This window comes from Apibacter sp. B3706 (assembly GCF_011082725.1).
Taxonomy (GTDB): domain Bacteria; phylum Bacteroidota; class Bacteroidia; order Flavobacteriales; family Weeksellaceae; genus Apibacter.
This window is the reverse complement of record NZ_CP049715.1, coordinates 1772885-1797985: the sequence shown is the minus strand read 5'-3', so window position 1 is coordinate 1797985 and position 25101 is coordinate 1772885. Positions and strand designations below refer to the sequence as shown.

Sequence of the window (25101 nt, the reverse complement as noted above, 5' to 3'; positions counted from 1 at the left end):
TTTTAGTTAGGGACTAATCAACATTATCATGGAAAAAATTATTCGGTCGGATTTGAACTTCATTAGAATTTTTGTTAAAGTACATATCCGAACTTTTATTAGAATCTATATTTTCATCTAAATTAATGCCTTGTCTTTTATAAGCAGGAACTTTTTCTACTTCATCAACATTTTGTTTAGATAATCCTTGAAATTTGCTGTTCAGTTTTTTCAATCGTTCTCTTCTTTCTTGGATTTTTTTCTCCATAAGCTCATTCAAGGATTCTGAAGAATAATTTTTATCTTCAGAAACGGTTTGATCTTCTGTGAAAATTTCCTTTTTTTCTTCAGGAAGCTGAAACTTGTTATTATAAGAACTAAATTCTTCGGTTTCCGTTTGAAAATTTACTTTTTGAGTAAAATCCTCAGCTTCATCTAAAGTGAATATAGTTGATTGGTTTACAGGAGGCTCGGGAAGTTTATCTTCTTTGATTTCCTTAAATGTATTTTCTGTATTAGAAAATAAAGTTGTTTCATTATTTTGGGGAGGATATACATCCTTTTTAATAATATTTATTTCCTCATCAATAGGAAAAGAGGGAACAATCGGATCTTTTCTGTTAGAGATTCCAAAAGTGGTTACCTCTTCTTCATCTTCTAGAGTTATTATTTTTTGAATCGTTTTTTCTTCGTTTTTTTCCTGAACATAATTTCCTTTATTAACTGAAGAAATTATTTGTGGTTCATCAGATCTATTATCTTTATGACTATTGAAATTTGCAGCTTTTGCATTTCCTAAATTCAAGGGATTAGAAGTTGGAAAATCATCAGTTAACGTATGTACGATCTTCTCTTTTTCTTTACCGCTGTTTCTTTCATCGTCTACAGGAAAACCGGTTGCAATGACAGTTACTCTGATACTATCTCCTAAACTTTCATCCTCACCGATACCCATAATAATATTTGTACTATTACCGGCCTCAGATTGAATATAATCGTTAATGATACCTATTTCGTCTACTGTTATCTCATCATCGCCGGATACGATTAACAATAATACATTCTTAGCCCCCGTAATTTTATTATCATTAAGCAAAGGAGAATCCAAGGCAGCCATGATAGCATCCTGGGCTTTGTTAGGTCCGGAAGAAACAGCAGATCCCATGATGGCAGTTCCGCTATCTGCCAGAACGGTTTTAGCATCACGTAAATCTATATTAATGGAGTAATTTTTGGTAATAACTTCAGCAATTCCTTTAGCAGCTGTGCTTAGCACCTCATTGGATTTTGAGAATCCGGATTTATAACCCAAGTTTCCATACAATTCTCTCAACTTATCGTTTTTTACGACAATTAAAGAGTCAACGTTTTTCCTGATTTTTTCAAGACCTTTTTCTGCTTGTTCCAATCGCGATTTACCTTCAAAAGAAAAAGGAATAGTGACAATACCAACAGTTAGAATACCCATTTCTTTTGCAATACCCGAAATAATAGGCGCTGCTCCTGTACCGGTTCCTCCTCCCATTCCTGCGGTAATGAAAACCATTTTAGTTTGATCACCTAAAGCATTTTTAATGTCATCTATACTCTCTAAAGCAGCCTGTTCTCCGATTTCAGGATTAGCTCCGGCACCTAAACCTTCCGTAATGGTATTTCCCAACTGAATTTTATTTGGGATAGGATTATTGATTAATGCCTGTGCATCCGTATTGCAAATTATAAAATCTACACCGGTAATGCCTTGATCATACATATAACCAACAGCATTATTTCCTCCACCTCCGACACCAATTACCTTGATGGCTGAAGTTTTATTTTTGGGCAGCTCAAAAAATAGCTTATTGTTCTCTGTATTATCCATTGTATTCTATCTGTTTATTCTGTATCGTTAATATATTTAATAAATTTTTCTTGAAAAGAAGCGAATATAGATTTTTTCTTTTCTTTACTTTTCTTCTTTTCTTCTTTCAAAGTTTTTTGCTCAATATTTAGGGTAGTTGTATTAGAATTTTCAGTCGGAATATCTGAAGAAACTTCAGGTTTCTTTATATTTTTAGTTTCCTGTTGAATTTTATTTTTCTTTAGTTCAAGATTATTGAGCCCTGTCATTAATAATCCTATGGCAGTAGCATATTCAGGACTGGCTAATTCTTCAGGCTGTCCTCCGGCTAAATGTTCATTACAATAACCAATGCGAACATCCATACCTGTGGTATATTCTGTTAATTGCCTTAAATGCTTTAACTTAGAGCCTCCTCCCGTCATTACGATTCCTGCAATCAACTTTTTCTTTTGCTCCTCACATCCGTAATTTTTTAATTCTAAATAAGCTAAGGAAATAATTTCTTCAACCCTTGCATGTATAATTTGAGATAATTTCTTAACGGTAATTTCTTTGGGTTCTCTTCCGTGCAATCCAGGTATACTGATAACTTCAATCTCTTTATTTTCAGATGGCCAGGCAGAACCATATTTAACTTTTAAAATTTCTGCTTGTCTTTCAATAATTGAACAACCTGATTTGATATCATCAGTAATCACATTTCCACCGAAAGGTATTACCGCTGTATGACGAATAATATTATCTTTAAAAACGGCAATATCGGTTGTACCTCCTCCTACATCGATCAAAGCAACTCCGGCTTCTTTTTCTTCTTGACTCAAAACCGCATCCGAAGAGGCAAGGGGTTCCAATGTTATACCTACTAAATTTAACCCAGCTTCTTTAACACATCTGGCAATATTTCTAATTAAAGAAATTTGACCAACTACTACATGAAAATTAGCTTCCAATCTGCTACCGTGGAAACCTCTCGGTTCAATAATTTCAGATTGAGAATCAACCTTGTATTCTTGAGGAAGAACATGTATAATTTCTTCTCCCGGAAGCATGACTAGTTTATGTACTTGTTCTTTTAACTTTTCAATATCCGTATCGTCAATAACATCTTCAAAGTTAGGTCTGGAAATATAATCGCTGTGTTGAAGACTTCTAATATGTTGTCCTGCAATTCCAACAGTAACATCGGTAATTTTGTAATTTGCTGCTTTTTCAGCCTCAGAAATTGCTTTTTTTATTGAATCAATAGTCTGAGTAATATTATTTACTACACCCCGATGAACGCCTAAACTTTTAGCTCTTCCCATTCCCAGAATAACCAATTTTCCATGTTCATTCCTTTGCCCAACTATAGCAACAATCTTTGTTGTGCCTATATCCAAACCTACTGCAATATTGTTGTTGTTGTCCATATTTATCTCTTTGTTGCAACTATTTGATTGTCATATTTTAAACTTATTTTCTTATAAACGCCAAAACCTACATAATCTAGATATTGTTTGTAAAATTCTTTTAGATTTGTAAGTTTCTGATGATTGTTTTTAAGATCACCATATTCTATATATACTCCGGCTACATTTAAAAGTAAATTATAACTATTTTTTTTGTCTTTATCAATGCTTATAATGTGATTTTTTAATATCTTATCTTCACTTATTAATTGAGATAATTTTACTAATTTTTTATATTCCTCTGCTTTAATATCACCACTTACAAGTAAACAAGGCAATGAAAAGTTTTGGGACAAAGGAAATTTCGTACCGTTTTGATCCAAATAAAATTCATCATTAGGAGTCTTAATTCGAACAATTGGAATTTTTTGACTCACATGTATATTTAGGGAACCATTTAAGTCTATATAAACATTACTGTTTGAAATAAACGGTATGGTATCCAAATTTTCTTCGGTTTTTGAAATATCAATATCTTTTATTTTACTTGCTTTCTTTTCATTTTTTGATGATCGATTGACAATGTCATAAACCATGGCATTGGTGATAAAATGTATATAATCAGAATTATCAATTAGAATACTGACGTTATCTATACTTTTATCATTATGTCTTCGAACTGCAAAGTTCATCAAAAATCCTAGTACTATTAGTAATAAAAAAATTTTAATTAATCTATATTTTAATTTCATTAAGCCAATTTATAATGGGATCATATAAGGTATCAATATTACCGGCTCCTATGGTTAAGAGCACATCAAAATCTTTTGTCTTAATACTTTTTAAAACATTATCAATCGAGCATACTTCCTTGTCGTCAAGTTGTATTTTATCTGCCAACCATTCCGAAGTTATTCCTTCGATAGGAGTTTCTCTGGCCGGGTAGATGTCCAATAAAATAAGCGTATCTGTTTTGCTGAGACTTTTAGCAAAATCCTCTGCAAAGTCAGCGGTCCTTGAATATAAGTGAGGCTGAAATACTGTCAGTAATTTTTTGGTAGGATACAAATTTCTAATTGTATCGATAACAGCATTGATTTCAGTTGGATGATGGGCATAATCATCGATGTAAATTTTATTATTTTCAAATATATGTTTATTAAATCTTCGTAAAACCCCTTTAAAATCAATTAAAGCCTTACGAAGTATATCGGCTTCAATACCCAGTTGTAAGCTGATTGTTAAAGCGGCTATTGCATTTTCAACATTGTGTTTTCCGGGTATGGGTACAATAAAATCTTTTATAATTTGATGAGGCGTTACTAAATCAAAATGGAATTGCCCATTGATTATCTGTATATTTTCAGCATAATAATCTGCCTTTTCATAAGCTGAATAAGTAAGGTGTTTTGCATTGATGGGTAACCCTTTTTTAACTATTAAAAATCCGTTTTCGGGAATTAAGTTTGCAAATTGATTAAAAGATTCAATAATATTTTCATGATTTCCATAAATATCCAAGTGATCTGAATCTGTAGATGTTATAGCTGCCATGTTTGGAGAAAGAGACAAGAAGGACCGATCAAATTCATCAGCTTCAACAATGGAAATCTTGGCCCCATTGTAAATGAAGTTAGAATTATAATTGGCAGAAATACCGCCTAAGAAAGCAGTAGCAGGTAAATTTGCATACTTACAAATATGTCCTAATAAGGTTGAAGTTGTCGTCTTTCCATGAGTTCCTGCAATAGCTAAACACAGAGTACTTTTAGTGATTTCACCTAAAACTTGGGATCGTTTGAAAAGTGTAAATCCTTTTTCAATAAAATAGTGTTTAATTTTTAAATTTTCAGGTATAGCAGGTGTATAAATTACTACCGTATCCTCTTTGGAAATATTTTTCGGAAGTAATGAAATCGTATCCTCATAAATAATGGATATATTTTCCTTTTCCAGGTTATGAGTCAGTTTAGTAGGAGTCTTATCATATCCATACACAGTTGCATTGGAAAATTTGAAATAACGAGCCAAAGCACTCATTCCTATTCCTCCAATTCCTATAAAGTAATAATTTTTATATGTATGAATATCTTTCATAGACTAGTAAATTTTCAATTCATTTAATATATGAGTTACAATTTCTTCAGTTGCATTGGGCTTAGCCAATTTAACAATATTTTCAGACAATAGTTCTCTTTCTTTTTTATCGTTACAAAGATTTTGTATCTCGCTTAATAATTTTTGAGAAACCTCTGAATCCTTTACCATTTTTGCAGCGTTTGCGTTAACTAATTGCCGGGCATTTTTAGTTTGATGATCTTCTGCAGCAAAGGGGAAAGGTATAAGTATTGTTGGCTTTCCGGCTAAGGTTAATTCCGATATGGCTATTGCTCCGGCTCTAGATATAATGATATCAGCGGCAGCGTAAGCAACGGACATATCTTTTATAAACTCAAAAATAAATATATTGTTGTGTTTTAAGTTGTTATTGGCTTTAATGTCAGAATAATCCAATTTTCCGGTTTGCCATATGATTTGAATATTGGTATCAGCAATTATCTTGGAATTTTCCTTCCAAAAATTATTGATAGTTCTCGAACCTAAAGACCCTCCTATAGATAAAATTGCCAATTTCGATGGATCGAGTCCTAATTCTTTTTTTGCTTGTTCTTGAGTTATAGTTCCAAATAAAGATTTCCTAACAGGATTTCCCGTAACATATAAGTTATCTTTTGGGAAATAGTTTTCCATGCCTTCATAAGCAACAAAAATTCCTTTGGCTTTAGTTCCAAGTTTTCTATTGGTAATACCGGGAAACGAATTTTGTTCCTGTATAAAAGTGGGAATGTTTGCTTGAGCCGCAACATATAAAGCAGGCCCGGATGCATATCCGCCGGTACCTATCGCTGCATTTGGTTGGAAAGATTTAATAATTTTCCGTGATTTTACCAGGCTCGAAATAATTTTAAAAGGAAATTTAAAATTAGATAGCATGGACGATCGTGAAATTCCTGAGATCCATAATCCTTCAATAGCATAACCGGCTTGAGGTACTTTTTCCATTTCCATTTTATTTTCCGAACCAATAAACAGAAATTCTGCATTAGGAATACGATGTTTTATTTCATCTGCAATGGCAATTGCAGGAAAAATATGTCCACCGGTTCCACCTCCGCTTATTATAAATCTAGGCGATCTCATAATTCATATCTCCTTTATTATTTTCTTTAACTGTGTTTTCATTTGAAACAATATCACGACTTACACTAATAATAATCCCTAAAGCCATATAAGTTACCCACATGGAAGTTCCTCCGTAACTTAATATGGGTAGAGGCTGTCCGGTAACCGGAATTAAATTTACGGCTACAGCCATATTGGAAAATGCCTGAAATATAACCGGTAAACCAATACCCACCACTAATAAAGTACCGAATATATTTTCTACCTTAGTGGCTATAACAATGATTCTCCAAAGTATAAGTAAATAAAGGAAAAAACATAAAAACACACCTGCATAACCGTATTCCTCTACTATAATAGCAAATATAAAATCCGAAGAAGATTGAGGTAAAGATTGCTTAAAAGCGCTTTTTCCCGGTCCTCTGGGTATAATACCGCCCTGAACTATAGCTGCTTTAGCTTGTTGTACCTGGTAACTTTCTTCTCCATCTTCTCCTGCAAAGTTTTCAATTCTGCTCTTCCAAGTATGTACCCTGTGGCCGGGAAACATATCCGGATATTCCAACACGATTGTTATAAAAAGAATAGCCACAATTATACCAACCCCGATAATTGAAAGTAATATTTTGATAGGATATCCCCCGATAAACAATAAAGCTAAAACCATCAAAAAAATTAAAATTCCCGTTGATCCGTTTGCAGGAAATATAAGTCCGACTACCATAAAAATAGGTAGTAAAATGGGTATAAAACTATTATTGAAAGTTATTTCTTTATCTTTATTTCTATCAAGATATCGGGCAACATATATATTTAATACTAATGCAGCAAAAACAGAGGTTTGAAAGGCAAACGGAACCCCCGGAAGTTTCAACCAACGAGAAGCATTCGCTCCATCAATACTTTTTCCTTGCATTAAAGTAAGTATCAATAAAAAAATAACTACCGGTAATAATAATTTGGAAAATCCGCCAAAATATTTATAATCAATTTTTTGAAAAATAAAAACAATACCTATTCCGACTATGATAAACCCGGCATGTTTGGCAAAATGTCCCAAAACAGATCCTTGTCCGACTACATATTGCAAATTCGAACTGGCAGAATATACGGGTAAGAAGGAAGCTAACGAAATCAGTAATATCGCTGCCCAAAGAGTTATATCTCCCTTAAAGTATTGTTTTAATTTTCTCATTTATTAAAGTTTTCTAACTTCCTCCTTAAACTGATTTCCTCGATCTTCATAATTTTTAAATAGATCGAAACTTGCACAAGCGGGTGAAAGAAGAACAGAATCTCCTTTTGAGCCTAAACTATAGGCTGCATTTACGGCATCTTTCATACATTTAGTTTCAACAATGTTTGAAACTATATCCTGAAAAGTATCAATTATCTTTTTATTATCAACACCTAAACAAACTATGGCTTTGACTTTTCTTTGAACAAATGGAATAAGTTCACTGTAATCATTTCCTTTATCGGTTCCTCCCACAATCCATACCACAGGTGTTTTCATACTTTCTAAAGCATAATAAACAGAATTTACATTGGTCGCCTTACTGTCGTTGATAAAATTAATTCCATTAATTTTTAAAACAAATTCCAAACGGTGTTCTACCGCTTCAAAATCCATTAAACTTTGTTTTATGAAATCATTTTTAATTTTAGATAGTTTTCCGGCAATTCCTGCTGCCATGGAATTGGCAATATTGTGTTTTCCTGTAAGTGCTAATTCGTTGATTTTCATTTTAAAAGTATCTGAGTTAATGTGGAAGTTTATATTTTCATGATCGCTGAAAGCTCCGTTTTCAATTTTCATATGTAAAGAAAAAGGAAGCTTTTGCGCTTTGGTATTGTGATTTTGAAACCAATTAGTAGTCATTGGATCATCCTCATTATATATAAAATAATCCTTAGTATCTTGATTTTTAGTTATTGTAAATTTTGCATCGATATACTTTTGATAGGTGTATTCATATCGATCGAGATGGTCAGGGCTTAAATTCAAGACCATGGCTATATGGGGTTTGAAGTTTTGAATGTCATCTAACTGAAAACTGCTAATTTCAAGTATATAATAATCAAAATTTTCTTCAGCTACCTGCCAAGCAAAGCTTTTACCGATATTTCCTGCCAATCCAACTGAATAACCTGCTTTTTTATACATATGATAGGTTAATGAGGTAGTGGTTGTTTTACCATTTGAACCGGTAATTGCAATAAGTGTAGCATCGGTATATTGCGAGGCAAATTCAATTTCTGATGAAATAAGAATTTGTCTTTCATTAATTTGTTGAATTATGGGTGATTTTTTAGGGATCCCCGGGCTTTTTATGATCCAATCAGCATTGAGTATTAATGCCTCTGTATGTTGTTTTTCTTCAAATGGAATTTCCTTTTCAGATAAAATCGCTTTATATTCATCCTTCATAGAACCCATATCGGAAAGAAAAACTTCAAATCCAACTTTTTTTCCTAATATGGCTGCACCTACGCCACTTTCTCCACCTCCTAATATAACTAGCCTTTTCATTTCTTTTTATCTTACTTTTAGGGTTATGATACAGAATATGGCCAGCATAATTCCAATAATCCAAAAACGGGTTACTATTTTACTTTCGTGATATCCTAATTTTTGAAAATGGTGATGAAGGGGAGACATTAAAAATATTCTTTTTCCTTCTCCGTATTTTTTCTTAGTATATTTAAAATAAATTACCTGGAGTATTACAGAAAGATTTTCAATTAAAAATATTCCACACAATACAGGGATTAGTAATTCTTTTCTTAAAACTATAGCTAAAACTGCGATAACGCCTCCGATAGTAAGACTTCCCGTATCTCCCATAAATATTTGAGCCGGATACGTGTTATACCATAAAAAGCCGATCAAAGCACCGGCAAAGGCTGCCGAAAATATTACTATTTCGCCCGAATTAGGGATATACATCAAATTTAAGTAATCCGCCATCATTATATTTCCGGATACATAAGCAAATAAAGCTAGAGTGGTAACAATAATTGCAGAACTTCCAGCTGCTAATCCGTCAATTCCATCGGTGAGGTTGGCTCCGTTAGAAACTGCAGTAACGATAGTTATAACTACCGGAATTAAAATGATCCATACTAAATCTTCTGATTCTTTTTCATCCATTCCTATCCATTTGAGAACTTTTCCGTAATCAAATTGATTGTTTTTAAAAAATGGAATAGTAGTTTTAAATGTTTTTTCTCTGGGATAGAAATCTTTTGCGAATTCTATATTATGTGAGCCTTCAATTTTTTCTTTGATTACAATATCTTTATTCGTATACAAAACTACTCCCACAAAAATACCGAGACTTATCTGACCTAAAACTTTGAATTTACCTTTTAATCCGACTTTATTTTTTTTATGAATTTTTAAAAAATCGTCTAAAAAGCCAATAATTCCCATCCAAATGGTTGATATGACCAATATAATAATATAGATGTTGTTTAATTTACAAAATAAAAGTACCGGAATCAACGTTGCCAAGATGATAATAATTCCTCCCATAGTCGGAGTACCTTCTTTTTCTTTTTGTCCGCTAAGTCCCAGTTCTCTTACTGTTTCACCTAATTGTTTTCTACGAAGGAAATTGATAATTTTTTTACCAATAATTAAAGAGATAAATAGAGATGTAAATACCGCTGCTAAGGCTCGGAATGTAATATATCTATATAAACCGCTTCCGGGTATATAATAATTTACATTTAAATAATCAAATAAGTGGTAAAGCATCCTTTTTATGTGTTTTTTAATAATTCTTTAGCTATTTTCATATCATCAAATGGAAAATGCTTTCCATTAATTTCTTGATAATTTTCATGTCCTTTTCCTGCAATCAGGATTATATCTTTAGGTGCTGCTATTTTAATGGCTGTTCGTATGGCTTGTTTTCTATCTGTTATGGATAAATATTTATTGGTATTTTGAGGTTCAATTCCAGTTTCAATTTCTTGTATTATTTCATCCGGATTTTCATCTCTGGGATTATCGGATGTTATAATTGCTAAATCGGATAATCGAGTGGCAATATTTCCCATTTTGGGTCTTTTCTCCTTATCTCTATGTCCTCCACAACCAAAAACAGTAATTAGTTTTTCATTTCTAGTACGGGATTGATTGATGGCCTCCAAAATGTTTTGTAACGCATCGGGAGTATGGGCATAATCCACAATAATGTATTTTTTGTCATCGCTCACATAGGTTTCAAATCGTCCTTTCACTCGTTGTAATTTACTTAATGCCGTTACAATATCTAAAGAATCAAAGCCTAATTCAGAAGCAATAGTATAAGCTAAAAGTTCATTGTATGCATTGAATTTTCCTGCTAAAACTGTCCAAAATTCTTGATTATTAAATTGTAACAACATTCCGTCTAATCTATTCTCAATAATTTTTCCCTTATACTCTGAATTTGATTTTAAGGAGTAGGTTACTTTTTTAGCGTTCGTATTTTGAAGCATTATAAGACCATTTTTATCATCCATATTAGTGATCGCAATCGCGGTCTTTGGTAATTCATCAAAAAATTTCTTTTTTGCAGCAATATAATTGGAAAACGTTTGGTGATAATCCAAATGGTCATGCGTGATATTTGTAAAAGCTCCAATTTTAAAAGTTAACCCTGCTAACCTATTTTGATGTATTCCGTGAGAACTGACTTCCATGAATGCATATTGACAACCTTCGTCTACTGCTTGAGCTAGTAACTGGTTTATGGTAATAGGATCAGGAGTCGTATGATTTGAATTTAAAACTTTATCTGAAATTCTGTTTTCTATTGTTGAAAGTAAAGCACAACGAAAACCTAATTGTGTAAATAAATTATAGAGTAAAGTTGTTGTGGTCGTCTTACCATTAGTTCCTGTAATCCCTGCAAGTGTCAATTTCTCGGAAGGATTGTCATAAAAGTTTGAAGCGACTATACCTAAAGCTATGCTTGAATTTTTAACCTGAACATAAGTTACGTAATCTGATAACTCTTCAGGAAGTTCTTCGCATACGACAACAGTTGCCCCTTGGGTTATAGCTTGGGGTATATATTTATGACCGTCTAAATCGTATCCTTTTATGGCAAAGAAAATATATCCCGATTCAATTTTTCTTGAATCAAATGAAATATTTTTAATTGAAGAACCAACATTACCAATTAGTTTTTCAATGGATACTTTATATAATAGGTCTGAAAGCTTTTTCATGCGCTTAATTTTAAATATACAGTCATACCTTTTTTTATGGGATAGCCAATTATGGATTGTTCAATGACTTTTCCATTTCCTGAATAAACTACTTTTAATCCCAGGTTTTCCAAAGCGGGGATAGCATCTTTTCCATAATAGCCAATTACGTTTGGAACCAAGGCAGTAGATGGGCTAATAGTTAGCTTTTGGTTTTTAGTTAATAATACATTTATATTTTGTGACTCTTTAGATTTATCTTCTTTGGGAAGATTTAATGGTTTTTTAAGATATACTTTACCTGCTATTTCTTTAAATACAGGAGCCGCAACCTGAGATCCATAAAATCCTTTTTTTGGTTTATTAATGACTACTATACACGAATATTCAGGATGATCTGCGGGAAAAAATCCGCAGAAAGAGGCTTGATATAATCTGCCTTTTCCTTTATTCCAGTATTCCACCTGAGCAGTTCCTGTTTTACCGGCCATTGATAAATTCGGTGTATAAATACTTTTTGACGTTCCTGTTTCCACGGCATAGGTTAACATTTTCTTTAAATCGTTGATCGCTTTTTGGGAAGCCATTTTTTGATTTATAACTATAGGCGTAAATTTTTCGGTAACGATGCCTTTAGATTCAATTTTATACAGAAGTTGAGGTTTCATTAATTTGCCGTTATTAGCTACTCCATTGTAAAAAGTAAGAATTTGCAGCGGAGTAAGTTTTACGCCATAACCGAATGACATCCAAGCAAGGGTAACCGGACTCCATTTTTTACCGTATTTAGGTATGTAAGGAGCGCTTTCTCCGGGTATATCAATGTCTGTTTTTTTATTAATGCTCCATGAATTTATTTTATTTAAAAAATCTTGCGGATTTTTAGAAAAATATTTATCTACTGTTTTAGAAATTCCCACACTGCTCGATTGAGAAAGAACCTGTGATAGAGTGATAATACCGCTTCCGTGATCATCTCGTATGGTATGTTTATAGTATTTCCAATACCCGGGGCCAATATCAACCGTGGTATTCGGTTCTACATATCCGTCATCCAGAAGAGCCAACATAGATATTGATTTAAATGTTGATCCCGGTTCTGCTGCCTCCCATACAGCAAAATTTCGTAAATCGTCATATCCTCCGTCCTTTGTTCGTTGAAGATTGGTAAGGGCAACGATCTTACCGGTGGCAACTTCCATAACTATAGCACAACCATGATCCGCTTCAGATTTTTCAAGTTGTTCTTGCAAAGCAGAATAAGCAATGTCTTGAATCCTCATGTCTATAGTTGTATACACATCATTTCCATCTTGAGGTTCTAACTCTATATTAATGGGTTTCCACTGTTTTTGATTAATTCTTTGTTGGATTTCTCTACCGTTTTTACCTTTTAAATAACAAGAAAATGCACCTTCTAACCCTGATTTTCCTCTTTCATCATCAAATCCTAAGGTTCTGATTCCAAATCCTGAAATGGTTTTTATTCTCTCGGTTCTTCTTTCAACTATAAAGCCACCTTTGTTTTTTCCTTTGTTTAAGATTGGAAAATTTTTAAGTCTGGCAAATTGTTCGTAATCAAGGCCTTTGGCTAGTTTTAAGTATTGATTTTCTTTTTTTCTTGCTTCGTTTAATTTTGAATAAAAATAAAAGCTTGGCTTTTTAAACATTTTTTGCAAAGAATCGCATAATGCTCCAATGTTATTTTGATACAATTCATTACGGATAGTTTTCATATCCATATATATATCATACTTAGTAATCGTGGTGGCAAGTAAGATACCGTCCGACGCATATAAATTACCTCTTGCGGCTACAACTTCTACATTTCGGAAATTGGTGGTTTGAGCAAGATTTTTATATTTTTCGGTATCATGAGTTTGAATATAAATAAGGCGAGCAAACACGGATACCGCAAATAATAAAATAAGTGCGGCAACCAAGTAGGTACGTGCTAATATTTTTTTTCGCTCATTATTCATCTTTAACTTTAGGTACCAAAATTTTATAAGGTTGTTTATCTAATGCATGAAGTGAATCAGAGATGACCATGTCCTCCAATTCTGATTCTACTTTCAATTTCATTAGTTTATTATGTATTAAAGCATATCGGGCTTTATATTCTTCTGATTTTTCTTTTAACTCTGAAATTTCAACTACTTTTTCGTCAACTATATGAGAAGAAGAAATTGAAATTAAAGACAAAATCATCATAAATAAAATAAACTTCCAAACGGAAAAAGCATCTCCCTCTACTAAAAATTTTCCTTTTAGTATATCTAAAATAGTTCTAGCTTTTTTATTTTTAGCTCTTCTTTTAGCCATTGTACCGTTTTGTTGCTATTCGCATTTTTGCACTACGTGCTCTTGTGTTATCTAAGATTTCTTCGTTATCCGGGATTAAAGCTTTTGAATAAGGAATATCAAAAGGTTTGTCCCAATTCCCGTAAATATCTCTTTCCGGCTCTCCTTTAAATAATCCTGTTTTTAAAAATTTTTTAACCAATCGATCTTCAAGCGAATGGTAGGAGATAAACACCAATGTTCCTCCCGGCTTAAGCATTTCATAGCTTTGAGTTAATAGTTCTTTCAAAGCATTTAATTCGTCATTTACTTCAATTCTAAGTGCTTGAAATAATTGAGCGAAAAATTTATTTTGTTTAAAAGAGGGAATGCTCTTTTCAAATATTACTTTAAGATCTGAGGTTGTTTCTATATGTTTTTCTTTTCTTGCTTCTATAATTTCTCTTGAAATTTTTCTGGATTGTTTTAATTCTCCATATAAATAAAAAATTTCAGCTAATTGATCTTCTGTATAGTTGTTAATAATATCTTTTGCACTTAGGGGTTGTTTATTATTCATCCTCATGTCTAATGGGCCGTCAAATCGAGTGGAAAAACCTCTTAACGGCATATCAAATTGATGGGATGAAACCCCTAAATCGGCAAGTATACCATCAACAGCGTCCACTTTATAAAATCGCAACGAATTTTTTAAATAACGAAAATTCTGTTGAATGAACGTAAAGCGACTATCTTGAATAAGGTTGGCAATTGCATCATAATCTTGATCAAAAGCAAACAGCTTTCCTTCAGGAGATAATTTTTCCAAAATTAAACGAGAGTGCCCTCCGCCGCCAAAAGTGCAGTCTACGTAAATACCTTTGGGATTAGAAATTAAAGCATCTACGCTTGGATGTAATAATACAGGCTTATGATAATTCATCTTCAGATATATTACCCATTACTTCCTCTGCTAAATTGGCAAAGTCTAAATCATTTACATTAACAGAATCTTCATAAAGGTTCTTATCCCATATTTCTATAACATTAATAGCTGCCGCTACTACAATATTTTTTTCAAGCTTAGCAAATTGTATCAAATCTTTACTTATCTGTAAACGTCCGCTGGTATCTATTTCCACATTTTTTAAACCGGCTGTAAATTGGCGGATAAAATCATTATTTTTTTTCACAAAACGGTTTAATTTATTTATTTTGCCCATTACCTGATTCCATTCAGACATGGGGTGAAGCTCTAAACAAGGTTGAAATACGGATCTTTTTAGGACAAAACCTTCTTGCAAAAGGGTATCCATTTGCTTCTTCAAACCTGAAGGGAGCAACATTCTTCCTTTTGAATCAAGGGTACATTCATATGTTCCAATAAGATTTACCATATTAGTCTTCAAAATTAGAAATTATTTTCCACTTTGCTCCACTTTTACCCACTTTTGTTGATAACTTTTGTGGGCTAAATAATTCGGTAAAAAAAGGATATTTAAATACATAAAGAAGGAAAGTTATTAGTAAATAATGTTTTTATTTAGTAATAAATGATGTATTTTTGCATCTGCACAGCAATAAGATTGACTAATGATTTTTAATCTTCGTAAAGAAAAAAAATTTGCATATACGGTAGAGGGAGAAGGCAAACCAATAGTTTTATTGCATGGTTTAATGGGTAGTTTAAGCAATTTTTCGGATCAGGTTAATTTTTTTTCCAAAAATGGCTATAAGGTGTATTCTATTGAACTTCCTTTATATTCTCTTCCTACTTTGAGGACTAACGTAATGGGATTAACTAATTATGTGATTAGCTTTCTACAAAAGGTTGTTGATGAGCCATCCATTATTTTGGGGAATTCTTTAGGTGGACATTTAGGATTAATGATTTCTTTGAAAAAACCTCAATATGTTGATTCTTTGGTTTTAACCGGTAGTTCAGGATTATATGAGAGAAGTTTTGGAGAGTCCTATCCTAAAAGAGGCAGCTATGATTATATAAAAAAGAAATCGGAAGAGGTTTTTTATGATCCTAAGATTGCCACTAAAGAATTAGTTGAAGAAGTATACGAAACATTGTCTGACAGGAGCAAAGTTTTAAAAACAATTCACATTGCAAGAAGTGCCATCAAGCATAATTTATCTAAAGAGTTAAAAAATATTCATCAACCGACATGTCTGATTTGGGGAAAACAAGACAATGTAACTCCACCGGAAGTAGCGGAAGAATTTCATGAAGGAATTCCTAATTCTCAATTATTTTGGGTAGATCAATGCGGTCATTCGCCAATGATGGAAAAACCGATTGAATTTAATGAAATTCTTTTTAATTGGCTGAAAGAGATGAAATTGTAGAAAATCAAATCATGAATATATATTCAGCAGAATTTATAAAAAGCAGTAAATTAATTGAAGATTGTCCGGAAGGCAATAAGCCTGAATATGCCTTTATAGGCAGATCTAACGTAGGTAAATCATCTTTAATTAATATGCTTACCAATAAAAAAGGGTTAGCTAAAACTTCATCCACTCCCGGAAAGACTCAATTGATAAATCATTTTTTAATTAATGACAACTGGTATTTAACAGATTTGCCGGGATATGGTTATGCGAAAGCTTCTAAAACGAATAGGGCTGCATTTTCTAAGATGATTGAAAAATATGTGTTGTCTAGAAAAAATTTAGTAAACCTTTTTGTATTAATAGACGCTCGTCATTTACCTCTTAAAATTGATATAGATTTTATCAACTGGCTGGGAGAATCTGGTATCCCTTTTTCATTAATTTTCACCAAGTTGGATAAAGTCACTCAAAAAGAGTTTTCTTTTAATTTTAAAAAGTATTCTCAAGAATTACGTAAAACTTGGGATGATCTTCCTGAAATGTTTAAATCTTCATCAGAAAAGAAGATTGGAAAAGAAGAGATACTTTCTTTTATTGAAGATACCAATAAATATTTGGCAAGAAATAAAATTTATTTTGGGGATTAATAATCTAACCAAATAATTAGTAGAAGCTTGACTAAATATTTATAAATTACCCTCATTTAAATATATGGAAAAAGATTTTATATTCGGAATACGGCCTGTTATGGAGGCTTTAGAGGCAGGAAAAACTTTTGATAAGGTATTTATTCAAAATGGTTTATTAGGAGATAATATTAAAGTCTTGAAGATGAAATTTTCACAAGCGGGAATTCGTGTTAAGTATGTACCGATTGAAAAATTGAATCGATTGACCCGTAAAAATCATCAAGGTGTATGTGCTTTTCTTTCACCGGTACAATTTTTTGCAATTGAGGATGTTATACCTCAATTGTTTGAAGACGGGAAAATGCCATTAGTCCTTATTTTAGATCATTTAACTGACGTTAGAAATTTTGGAGCAATTTGCAGAACTGCAGAAATTGTTGGTGTTGACATCATAGTTATTCCAGATGAAGGTTCGGCTCCAATCAATTCGGATTCTATTAAAACATCTGCAGGGGCTATTTACAATTTAAAAATTTGCAAGGAGAAGAATTTATTAAAAGTATTGGAGTTTTTAAAGCTAAGTGGTATAAAAGTTGTTAGTGCTACTGAGAAAACAGATACATATTTATATGATGAAGTATTGGAACTTCCGTTAGCTGTTATTGTAGGAAATGAAGAAAAAGGAATTTCAAGGGATCTACTTAAAAATTCTGATGCAAAATTAAAGCTGCCTATTTACGGTAAAACGGATTCTTTAAATGTATCTGTAGCTTGTGGCGCCTTTTTATACGAAGTGGTAAGGCAGAATTTAAACTCAAATAAATAAATTTTCATAAATTTATTATCTAAAATATATTATAATAATGAAAAGTTCAATAATTATTGGTATTCTATTTTTAATCCTGGGAATAGCCTTAGGGTACATCCAATGTAATGGATCAAAAGAACCCTTTTTAACAATTACATTAGTTATTGGTTTATTGGCCGGTTCCGGAATAGGTCTCATATTAGGTGCTATTGGCGGTTATAGCAGTAAAACGCAAAGTATAAAGAGAAAAGCTAGAGAAGCCGAAAGAGAAGTTATGAGAAATAAGCTACAAAATCAAGAAACAACAACCAATAACGATACTCCTAACGGGAATTAGTGGGTAAATTTTTATAATAATATATTGCGGGTATAAGCAACAGTAAAAATATAGGCTGAATTAAAACTCTTCTTATATAAAATGTTGGCATGTAACCCAAACTAAAATTGGTTAGTAAGGAAAATAAATAAAGGGATATAAAAATAAGGAATCCTATACCTAAAATATAGGAACATACTTTCGTTATTTTTTTATCATTGTACCATAAATATATAATCACAAGCGTTATAATAGAATTTAATCCGTATCGAAAGATAAGAGACGTTGTAACTTTTATGAGATTAAATTCAGGAGGAATTTGATGATTAAAATCTTTTTGTTTAAAAAATAAGAGTAGAGGATCATAAAACAAAGAGGTTTCAAATTTTCGTACCAAAATTAAAGCAAGCATGCTTAATAGAATTCCAATAATTTTACCTGTTTTTTTCATATTTTTATTTCTTTTTAAATATGAAATATTTTATCCATACAATCCATAAAAAAATTATTAATCCATATATAATTGATGGAAATAAATAGTCATGGCTGAATTTTCCATATTGCGGATAGTAATAAAATATATAATTAATAAAGCTTATCCTTATAATGTTTATTAAGTATATAAATATGATTGTGATAACCAGATAAATACAGGTTTTTTTGAAAGAATTAGCAAAAGCTATTATAAACGATAGGTAAAGAATAATTACCGACAAAGCATTGCAGCCCTCATTTACAATGCTAACAAATTTATTATTGATATAAAAACGCATGAAATTTTCATGATCTATATGGATCGCCTTGCTTGTAATGCCAATCCATTGGAGTAAGCAAGACGATTGTTTAGCTACGTTAAAAGTATAAATATCACAGGTCGCCAGGTCATTTTGATAATAAGTAAGATACCAATAATAAAGTGCTGTTAAAATTAAATAAACAGAGAAAAATTTAAGTAAACTTATAAATATGGGCCTATATTCCTTCATGAAAAAGAAACTAAAATATAAAAATATAAATTATTATAATTATAAGTAGTGCAATTACTAAATAAATTATACTTTAATTATAAGTTTTAAGATATATAGTTAAGATGAGAACTAGTCGGATTATTTCAATTTTTTGGTAATATCATAGTTTTAAATATTTTATTGAAATAATAAGTGGTTGAAAATAAGGGTTTTACTAATATGCGTAAAAAAGTAGGTAAAATCTGATTTTTATAAAATATATTTCATTCGATGAACTAAATAAAAAAAGGTTGAAATTAATTTCAACCTTTTTTATTATAAAGTATTATTTTTTACTTTCAGAATCCTTTTTTTCAGGTTTAGGTAATAAGACTTTTCTTGAAAGCTTAATCTTTTTCTTATCGTCTACACCTAAATATTTCACTTCGATGATATCTCCAAGCTTAACGGAATCTTCAACTTTTTCCAAACGTCTCCATTCTAACTCAGAAATATGAACCAATCCTTCAACACCTTTAGAAATCTCAACAAATGCTCCAAAAGGTTTTATTGAAACCACTTTAGCTTTATAAGTAGCTCCAACTTCAGGAACGAAAGCTATTTGTTTAATTTTTTCAATTGCTTCATCAATTTTGGCTTGATCAACTCCCGATATTTCAACTTTTCCTACATCATTACTCTCTTCAATCGTAATTACAGTGTCTGTATCTTTTTGAAGTTGTTGAATGATTTTTCCTCCGGGTCCGATAACAGCGCCAATAAAGTCTTTAGGAATTTCCAAAGATACCAATTTAGGTGCATTGGGTTTCAAATGATCATTAGGAGCGGAGATGGTTTCCAATATTTTACCTAAAATATGTAAACGCCCTTCCTTCGCTTGATTCAAAGCTTTTTCCATAATTTCAAAAGATAACCCTTGAATTTTAATATCCATTTGGCAAGCGGTAATACCGTCGGCAGTACCGGTTACTTTAAAGTCCATATCTCCTAAATGGTCTTCATCTCCAAGTATATCAGAGAGAACGCTCCATTTGCCTGATTCCTTATCAGTGATTAATCCCATGGCTATACCGGATACAGGTTTCTTTATTTTAATACCCGCATCCATTAATGCTAATGTTCCTGCGCAAACAGTTGCCATTGAAGAAGAACCGTTAGATTCTAAAATGTCGGAAACAACACGTATAGTATACGGAGAATCTTTTGGAATAACATATTTTAAGGCTCTTTGAGCTAAATTACCATGACCTATTTCTCTACGAGAAACCCCTCTTACCGGTCTAACCTCACCGGTTGAAAATGGCGGGAAATTATAATGTAAATAGAATTTTTCTTCGTGTTGAGATATTACATTGTCCACTCGATTAGCATCCAATGAAGAACCTAGGGTAACAGTAGTCAATGATTGAGTTTCACCGCGTGTAAAAATGGCTGATCCGTGAGACCCAGGAAGGTAATTAACTTCACACCAAATAGGTCGGATAGTTTTTGTGTCTCTACCGTCTAAACGAATGCCTTCATTTAATATAAGTTGTCTAACAGCGTCTTTTTGTACATCATGAAAATAAGTAGCGGCTAAAGATTTTTTTTCTTCTAACTCTTCTTCAGTGTATCTTGATAAAAATTCTTCTAAAACAGCATCAAATTTTTCGCTTCTCTCATGTTTTTCAGAAGGTGTTTTGGCTATATCATAAATTTTTTGATAGGAAAATTCTGTAATAGCACTTCTTAATTCTTCATCATGAGTTTCATGGCAATATTCCCTTTTAGGCTGAGATTTTCCAACCTTAGCGGCTAATCTTTCTTCAGCATCAATTTGTTTTTTAATGGCTTCATGAGCTACCGAAATTGCATCGATCATATCTTTTTCAGAAATTTCGCTCATTTCTCCTTCAATCATAACAATTGAATCTTTGGAAGCACCCACCATTATATCAAGATCAAATCCTTCATCCATTTGAGCAAGGCTCGGATTAATGATGTACTTTCCGTTATGGCGAATAATTCGAACTTCAGAAATTGGTCCGTTAAAAGGAATATCAGTGATGCTTATAGCTGCTGAAGCAGCTAGTCCTGCTAATGAATCGGGAAGTATGGAGCCATCGTACGAAATAAGTTGAATCATTACCTGTATTTCGGCATGAAAGTCGTCGGGAAATAAAGGGCGTAACACACGGTCTACCAATCGCATGGTTAGTATTTCTTCATCCGTTGGTCTTCCCTCTCTTTTCATAAATCCACCCGGAATACGTCCTCCGGCTGAGAATTTATCTCTGTAATCCACTGTAAGAGGTAGAAAATCTACTCCGGGATTAGCCTCTTTTGCAGCTACTACTGTTGCTAATAACATGGTTCCACCACAGGTAACTACCACAGAGCCATCTGCTTGTTTAGCAAGTTTTCCGGTTTCTAAGATGATTTCTCTTCCATCATCCAAGACAATTTTTTCTGTAATTGCTTTTGGAATCTCCATAAAAAATAAAAAATTTGTTAATAAATATATAATAAAGCAAAAAGAAAAGATAGTATTTATAAAATATTTAGTTACTTATCCTAAATAGGAAAACACCAGAGAACACTCAAGTCCATTAAAATAATGAAGATTAATGGAATTCAGTGCTCAGTGTGTTAAAATATATAAAATGAATAACTTATTAAATTAAACTTTTTTCTTTTCGTGCTTTTTTCAAAAGATAATAAAAGAGGCAATTGATCAATTGCCTCTTTTATTATCTTTTACTTACGAATACCTAATTCTGCAATAATTGCTCTATATCTGTTGATATCTTTTTTCTTTAGATAATCAAGTAATTTTTTTCTTTTTCCCACTAATGCCACTAAAGCTCTTTCAGTGTTGAAATCTTTATGATTTCTTTTAAGATGCTGTGTTAAATGGTTAATTCTAAAGGTAAACAAAGCTACCTGTCCTTCGGCGCTACCGGTATTTTTTTCATCTTTACCGTGTTTAGCGAAAATTTCTTTTTTTACATCTGATGTTAGATACATGCCAATATTATTTTAATGATTATTATGTATTGAGCAGCAAATATATAACTTTTTTTTAGATGTAAAGAAAATAAGAGTGCTTTTGTGAAAAATACACTCTTATTTTTATATAGTTTGCTGTATCTTACTATTATTTACTTATTTTGTTAACGGAGCAAATTCAAGTACTACTTTACCATCTTGAACAAATTGTAAGGTGTAGTTGGTAAATACTAAGGTACTTCTTTTACCCATTAATTCTAAAAATCTAGGCTCTTGGTTGTATTCAGGACAAGCCATAAGAGTTGAAACCATTGGACTAGGATTATATACATTACCAATTAGAGCAAATGAACCGTTATATTGATTGCATCCTGCATTACCATTGGTTCTGTTTTTATCAAAGTCAAAATTTAAAGTAGGAATTTCTCCTTTAAATGAATTTGTTGCCAACGTACCGTCTATAGAAGTTAGATACCATGTACCTCTTAGTTTAATTTGTAATTCTTTATCATCCACTTTTTGTGCAACATTTTTGGTAGAATTACAACTTTGAAATGTAGTACCTAAAAATAATAAGAATAAACTGGTAATACTAATTTTAATTAAATTTTTCATATATTATTTTAAATTAAATTTTTAAGCTTATATAAGCCTTTTTTAACTTTTAAAGCGTTATCTCAAATATTTTGCCAAAGTATAAATTCAGGATAAATTAGGAATTTAACAATTGATTAATCTCTTTAAATCCACCGCCATTATATATGTCATTAATTCCTTCTTTTTTGAGGTAGTTAACTATTTTTTCGGATCGTATTCCTGATCTGCAAAAAACTATAAGTGGGGTAGGAAATTTGCGAATTTCTTCAATTTTTGATGGTATCTCATTCATGGGAATTAAAATAGCTCCTTCTACTTCTCCTTCTTTAATTAGTTCTTCTTTTTCTCTTACATCCAGAAGGGTTGCTGTGCTTTTTTTCAAAAGTTCTTTTAAATCCATAATTACCAAATAATAATTCTTTCTTTTTTAGGTTTAAACATTTTATCTCCTTTTTGTACGTTAAATGCTTTATAAAAGCCTTCAACATTTTCTAGAGGGGCAATAGCTCTATAATAACCCGGAGCATGAGGATCTGTTTTAATTTGGTTAACTAAAGCTTCTTCCTTGGATTTGGTTCTCCATATGGTTGCCCAAGATATAAAATATCTTTGTTGCGGTGTAAAATTATCAATTTTACCGGGATTACCTTTTTCTTTTAAATAAATTTCTAAGGCATCATAAGCAATGGCAACTCCGCCTAAATCTGCTATATTTTCACCTAATGTCAATTTTCCGTTTATATGTAAACCCGGAATGGGTTCATAAGAATTATATTGTTTTTCAAGTGCTTGAGTAGCTTTCTCAAATTTTTCTTTATCTTCGGGTGTCCACCAATCTTTTAAATTTCCATCTCCATCAAATTGAGAACCGCTATCATCAAATCCGTGAGATATTTCATGGCCGATTACGGCTCCGATTCCACCAAAATTTATTGCTGCATCTGCTTTATAATCATAAAATGGAGGCTGTAAAATAGCTGCCGGAAATACAATTTCATTATAAGAAGGATTATAATAGGCATTTACTGTTTGAGGAGACATCAGCCATTCGGTTTTATCAACCGGTTTACCTATTTTGTCTTTATCTCTCTCATAATTAAATACAATAGCATTTAATTTATTTTGAAAATAAGATCCACCTTCTTTTACAGATTTTATTTCTAACTTAGAATAGTCTTTCCATTTATCCGGATATCCAATCTTAACCGTAAACTTACTTAGCTTATCTAAGGCTTTTTGTTTGGTAGGATGTGACATCCAAGTTAAATTATTAATATGGATGGCAAACGATTTTTTTAGATATTCAATCAATTCATTAGCGTTTCTCTTAGCTTCTTCCGGAAATACTTCAGCTACGTAAAGTTTACCAAATGCTTCTCCTACTAAAGAATTGATACTTGTAAGAGCGCGTTTTTCCATTGATCTTTGCTCTGATTGTCCTCCCAATGTTTTATTGTAAAAATCAAAGTTTATATCATCCAATTCTTTGGTTAGGCTATTGGCTGCAGATCTAACAATATTTATTTTTATATAATCTTTTACTAATGAAAGGTTTTGTGGAGTAATATTATTATCTAGGTTCTCAAAATATTTTTTTTCGGGAATAATTACAGTATCTACACGTACTCCCAGTTTTGTCAAATAATCCGTTAAATTTATATTTTTGGATAATTCGGATAAACTTGTAAATGAATAAGGATTATTTTGAAGTTGTGCGTTTCTAATTTGCTCTACCGTTAAGAGATTAGAAGCTAATTGTTTCTCGAAAGCAACAATAGCAGAAGCGGTTTTATCCGGTTGTTTGTGTCCGATTACCTTTAATAATTTTGATAAATAGATTGTATAATCCTGTAATGTTTTTAAGGATTTTTCATCGTTTTTTTGATAATAATCTCTTCCCAAGCCCAAACTTACATCTCCTAAATATACCGCATTTTTATTGCTGTTATTTAAATCGGATTGAACGCTGTATTCATAAAAAGGATTCATTTCTAACGGAGTGAACTCGATAAGTAAATTTTGTAAGTCCGTTAAGTTTTTAACCCGGTCCACTTTTTTTAAATAAGGTTGAATAGGGGCTATGCCTTGTCTGTTTCTAGCATCCATATCCATGAATGAACTAAACAAATCTTTAATTTTTTGTCCTTCAGAACCTTTAGGATAATTTTTATTATTTGATTTTTTTAGAATCGTAAGTGATACAGAATCTGTAAATTCACGTAATTGGTCAAAGCTTCCCCATCTGGAACGGTCAGGAGGAATTTGAGTGGTTTTCATCCAATTTCCGTTAACATAGTTATAAAAATCGTCTTGCGGTCTTACTTTCTTATCCATGTACTCTTCATTAATTGCATGTTTTTGAGCAAATACTCCGGTAAAAGGCAGCAGCGCAGTTGCAATAAATAATATTAAATTTTTCATTATTAAAAATTAATTCTCAATCAAAAATAGTTAAAAATAGTCATATAAGCTATTTTTAACAAAACTTTAAAATGGAGTAAAATAAGCAATATATTTTAAATTATTATTTTTGTGAAAATTAATTCTCTTTTATAACTTATACAACTT

At 31.9% G+C, this 25101-nt stretch carries 24 protein-coding genes; 4 read left to right on the top strand and 20 right to left on the bottom strand.

What is annotated here, in order from left to right; all coding sequences use genetic code 11:
• Nucleotides 1-13: 13 nt before the first annotated feature.
• Genes ftsZ through mraZ form a run of 13 tightly spaced genes read right to left on the bottom strand, consistent with a single transcriptional unit; the run spans nt 14 to nt 15278 of the window.
• Complete coding sequence (gene ftsZ, locus G8C41_RS07955) at nt 14-1840, bottom strand: cell division protein FtsZ (RefSeq protein WP_166007141.1); 1827 nt, start codon at nt 1838-1840, stop codon at nt 14-16.
• Nucleotides 1841-1854: 14 nt separating this feature from the next.
• The gene (gene ftsA / locus G8C41_RS07950) at nt 1855-3231 is read right to left on the bottom strand and encodes a cell division protein FtsA (protein ID WP_160557536.1); all 1377 of its coding nucleotides are present in this window, start codon (nt 3229-3231) and stop codon (nt 1855-1857) included.
• A 2-nt stretch (nt 3232-3233) separates the two neighbouring features.
• Nucleotides 3234-3962, bottom strand: coding sequence for a cell division protein FtsQ/DivIB (locus tag G8C41_RS07945; RefSeq protein WP_166007139.1), 729 nt, complete (start codon nt 3960-3962; stop codon nt 3234-3236).
• Entirely contained in the window at nt 3946-5307 is a 1362-nt protein-coding gene (gene murC / locus G8C41_RS07940) for a UDP-N-acetylmuramate--L-alanine ligase (RefSeq protein WP_166007137.1), read from the bottom strand. The genes G8C41_RS07945 and murC overlap by 17 nt, the downstream gene beginning before the upstream one ends.
• A 3-nt stretch (nt 5308-5310) precedes the next feature.
• Nucleotides 5311-6411, bottom strand: coding sequence for an undecaprenyldiphospho-muramoylpentapeptide beta-N-acetylglucosaminyltransferase (murG, locus tag G8C41_RS07935; protein WP_166007134.1), 1101 nt, complete (start codon nt 6409-6411; stop codon nt 5311-5313).
• Complete coding sequence (locus tag G8C41_RS07930) at nt 6398-7588, bottom strand: FtsW/RodA/SpoVE family cell cycle protein (protein ID WP_166007132.1); 1191 nt, start codon at nt 7586-7588, stop codon at nt 6398-6400. Before G8C41_RS07930 ends, murG begins: the two co-directional genes overlap by 14 nt.
• 3 nt (nt 7589-7591) lie before the next feature.
• On the bottom strand, nt 7592-8926 hold the full coding sequence (gene murD, locus G8C41_RS07925; protein ID WP_166007130.1) for a UDP-N-acetylmuramoyl-L-alanine--D-glutamate ligase: 1335 nt from the start codon (nt 8924-8926) through the stop codon (nt 7592-7594).
• Nucleotides 8927-8932: 6 nt separating this feature from the next.
• Nucleotides 8933-10156: a phospho-N-acetylmuramoyl-pentapeptide-transferase gene (gene mraY / locus G8C41_RS07920; RefSeq protein WP_105297100.1), complete on the bottom strand. Its 1224-nt coding sequence runs from the start codon at nt 10154-10156 to the stop codon at nt 8933-8935.
• A 5-nt stretch (nt 10157-10161) separates the two neighbouring features.
• Nucleotides 10162-11619, bottom strand: coding sequence for a UDP-N-acetylmuramoyl-L-alanyl-D-glutamate--2,6-diaminopimelate ligase (locus G8C41_RS07915; protein ID WP_166007128.1), 1458 nt, complete (start codon nt 11617-11619; stop codon nt 10162-10164).
• Nucleotides 11616-13580: a penicillin-binding protein gene (locus G8C41_RS07910; protein WP_166007126.1), complete on the bottom strand. Its 1965-nt coding sequence runs from the start codon at nt 13578-13580 to the stop codon at nt 11616-11618. The genes G8C41_RS07915 and G8C41_RS07910 overlap by 4 nt, the downstream gene beginning before the upstream one ends.
• Nucleotides 13573-13923, bottom strand: coding sequence for an FtsL-like putative cell division protein (locus tag G8C41_RS07905; RefSeq protein WP_105297103.1), 351 nt, complete (start codon nt 13921-13923; stop codon nt 13573-13575). Before G8C41_RS07905 ends, G8C41_RS07910 begins: the two co-directional genes overlap by 8 nt.
• Nucleotides 13916-14824, bottom strand: a complete 909-nt coding sequence (gene rsmH, locus G8C41_RS07900; RefSeq protein ID WP_166007124.1) for a 16S rRNA (cytosine(1402)-N(4))-methyltransferase RsmH — start codon at nt 14822-14824, stop codon at nt 13916-13918. Before rsmH ends, G8C41_RS07905 begins: the two co-directional genes overlap by 8 nt.
• Nucleotides 14811-15278, bottom strand: coding sequence for a division/cell wall cluster transcriptional repressor MraZ (mraZ, locus tag G8C41_RS07895; RefSeq protein WP_105297105.1), 468 nt, complete (start codon nt 15276-15278; stop codon nt 14811-14813). The genes rsmH and mraZ overlap by 14 nt, the downstream gene beginning before the upstream one ends.
• 196 nt (nt 15279-15474) lie before the next feature.
• Between mraZ and G8C41_RS07890 the strand changes: the two genes are divergently transcribed.
• The 4 genes from G8C41_RS07890 to G8C41_RS07875 all read left to right on the top strand — a co-directional run bounded on the left by G8C41_RS07890 (nt 15475) and on the right by G8C41_RS07875 (nt 18001).
• On the top strand, nt 15475-16239 hold the full coding sequence (locus G8C41_RS07890) for an alpha/beta fold hydrolase (protein ID WP_105297106.1): 765 nt from the start codon (nt 15475-15477) through the stop codon (nt 16237-16239).
• 11 nt (nt 16240-16250) lie between these two features.
• Nucleotides 16251-16874, top strand: coding sequence for a ribosome biogenesis GTP-binding protein YihA/YsxC (gene yihA / locus G8C41_RS07885; RefSeq protein WP_105297189.1), 624 nt, complete (start codon nt 16251-16253; stop codon nt 16872-16874).
• A 64-nt stretch (nt 16875-16938) separates the two neighbouring features.
• Entirely contained in the window at nt 16939-17682 is a 744-nt protein-coding gene (rlmB, locus tag G8C41_RS07880; protein ID WP_160565900.1) for a 23S rRNA (guanosine(2251)-2'-O)-methyltransferase RlmB, read from the top strand.
• A 37-nt stretch (nt 17683-17719) separates the two neighbouring features.
• Nucleotides 17720-18001: a hypothetical protein gene (locus G8C41_RS07875; protein WP_160542434.1), complete on the top strand. Its 282-nt coding sequence runs from the start codon at nt 17720-17722 to the stop codon at nt 17999-18001.
• On the opposite strand, the gene G8C41_RS07870 is transcribed toward G8C41_RS07875, so the two are convergent.
• The 7 genes from G8C41_RS07870 to G8C41_RS07840 all read right to left on the bottom strand — a co-directional run bounded on the left by G8C41_RS07870 (nt 17988) and on the right by G8C41_RS07840 (nt 24954).
• Nucleotides 17988-18431, bottom strand: a complete 444-nt coding sequence (locus G8C41_RS07870; protein ID WP_166007122.1) for an exosortase F system-associated membrane protein — start codon at nt 18429-18431, stop codon at nt 17988-17990. The genes G8C41_RS07875 and G8C41_RS07870 overlap by 14 nt on opposite strands.
• 4 nt (nt 18432-18435) lie before the next feature.
• Nucleotides 18436-18966: an exosortase family protein XrtF gene (xrtF, locus tag G8C41_RS07865; RefSeq protein WP_166007120.1), complete on the bottom strand. Its 531-nt coding sequence runs from the start codon at nt 18964-18966 to the stop codon at nt 18436-18438.
• A 307-nt stretch (nt 18967-19273) separates the two neighbouring features.
• Nucleotides 19274-21421, bottom strand: coding sequence for a polyribonucleotide nucleotidyltransferase (gene pnp, locus G8C41_RS07860; protein WP_105297111.1), 2148 nt, complete (start codon nt 21419-21421; stop codon nt 19274-19276).
• Between the two features lie 263 nt (nt 21422-21684).
• The gene (gene rpsO / locus G8C41_RS07855) at nt 21685-21954 is read right to left on the bottom strand and encodes a 30S ribosomal protein S15 (protein ID WP_105297112.1); all 270 of its coding nucleotides are present in this window, start codon (nt 21952-21954) and stop codon (nt 21685-21687) included.
• Between the two features lie 138 nt (nt 21955-22092).
• Nucleotides 22093-22551, bottom strand: a complete 459-nt coding sequence (locus G8C41_RS07850; RefSeq protein ID WP_105297113.1) for an META domain-containing protein — start codon at nt 22549-22551, stop codon at nt 22093-22095.
• 97 nt (nt 22552-22648) lie between these two features.
• On the bottom strand, nt 22649-22933 hold the full coding sequence (locus tag G8C41_RS07845; RefSeq protein WP_166007118.1) for a rhodanese-like domain-containing protein: 285 nt from the start codon (nt 22931-22933) through the stop codon (nt 22649-22651).
• 2 nt (nt 22934-22935) lie between these two features.
• A complete protein-coding gene (locus tag G8C41_RS07840; RefSeq protein ID WP_166007116.1) occupies nt 22936-24954 on the bottom strand; it encodes a M13 family metallopeptidase in 2019 nt (672 codons plus the stop codon).
• Nucleotides 24955-25101: the final 147 nt, after the last annotated feature.

Coding starts and splice junctions, on each gene's coding strand:
- G8C41_RS07870 (WP_166007122.1), bottom strand. CDS start 18,431: ATGAAAAAAACAGGTAAAATTATTGGAATTCTATTAAGCATGCTTGCT.
- ftsZ (WP_166007141.1), bottom strand. CDS start 1,840: ATGGATAATACAGAGAACAATAAGCTATTTTTTGAGCTGCCCAAAAAT.
- ftsA (WP_160557536.1), bottom strand. CDS start 3,231: ATGGACAACAACAACAATATTGCAGTAGGTTTGGATATAGGCACAACA.
- mraY (WP_105297100.1), bottom strand. CDS start 10,156: ATGCTTTACCACTTATTTGATTATTTAAATGTAAATTATTATATACCC.
- rsmH (WP_166007124.1), bottom strand. CDS start 14,824: ATGAATTATCATAAGCCTGTATTATTACATCCAAGCGTAGATGCTTTA.
- G8C41_RS07850 (WP_105297113.1), bottom strand. CDS start 22,551: ATGAAAAATTTAATTAAAATTAGTATTACCAGTTTATTCTTATTATTT.
- G8C41_RS07930 (WP_166007132.1), bottom strand. CDS start 7,588: ATGAGAAAATTAAAACAATACTTTAAGGGAGATATAACTCTTTGGGCA.
- pnp (WP_105297111.1), bottom strand. CDS start 21,421: ATGGAGATTCCAAAAGCAATTACAGAAAAAATTGTCTTGGATGATGGA.
- rlmB (WP_160565900.1), top strand. CDS start 16,939: ATGGAAAAAGATTTTATATTCGGAATACGGCCTGTTATGGAGGCTTTA.
- G8C41_RS07945 (WP_166007139.1), bottom strand. CDS start 3,962: ATGAAATTAAAATATAGATTAATTAAAATTTTTTTATTACTAATAGTA.
- G8C41_RS07840 (WP_166007116.1), bottom strand. CDS start 24,954: ATGAAAAATTTAATATTATTTATTGCAACTGCGCTGCTGCCTTTTACC.
- yihA (WP_105297189.1), top strand. CDS start 16,251: ATGAATATATATTCAGCAGAATTTATAAAAAGCAGTAAATTAATTGAA.
- mraZ (WP_105297105.1), bottom strand. CDS start 15,278: ATGGTAAATCTTATTGGAACATATGAATGTACCCTTGATTCAAAAGGA.
- G8C41_RS07905 (WP_105297103.1), bottom strand. CDS start 13,923: ATGGCTAAAAGAAGAGCTAAAAATAAAAAAGCTAGAACTATTTTAGAT.
- G8C41_RS07875 (WP_160542434.1), top strand. CDS start 17,720: ATGAAAAGTTCAATAATTATTGGTATTCTATTTTTAATCCTGGGAATA.
- murC (WP_166007137.1), bottom strand. CDS start 5,307: ATGAAAGATATTCATACATATAAAAATTATTACTTTATAGGAATTGGA.
- xrtF (WP_166007120.1), bottom strand. CDS start 18,966: ATGAAGGAATATAGGCCCATATTTATAAGTTTACTTAAATTTTTCTCT.
- murD (WP_166007130.1), bottom strand. CDS start 8,926: ATGAAAAGGCTAGTTATATTAGGAGGTGGAGAAAGTGGCGTAGGTGCA.
- murG (WP_166007134.1), bottom strand. CDS start 6,411: ATGAGATCGCCTAGATTTATAATAAGCGGAGGTGGAACCGGTGGACAT.
- G8C41_RS07845 (WP_166007118.1), bottom strand. CDS start 22,933: ATGGATTTAAAAGAACTTTTGAAAAAAAGCACAGCAACCCTTCTGGAT.
- G8C41_RS07890 (WP_105297106.1), top strand. CDS start 15,475: ATGATTTTTAATCTTCGTAAAGAAAAAAAATTTGCATATACGGTAGAG.
- G8C41_RS07915 (WP_166007128.1), bottom strand. CDS start 11,619: ATGAAAAAGCTTTCAGACCTATTATATAAAGTATCCATTGAAAAACTA.
- rpsO (WP_105297112.1), bottom strand. CDS start 21,954: ATGTATCTAACATCAGATGTAAAAAAAGAAATTTTCGCTAAACACGGT.
- G8C41_RS07910 (WP_166007126.1), bottom strand. CDS start 13,580: ATGAATAATGAGCGAAAAAAAATATTAGCACGTACCTACTTGGTTGCC.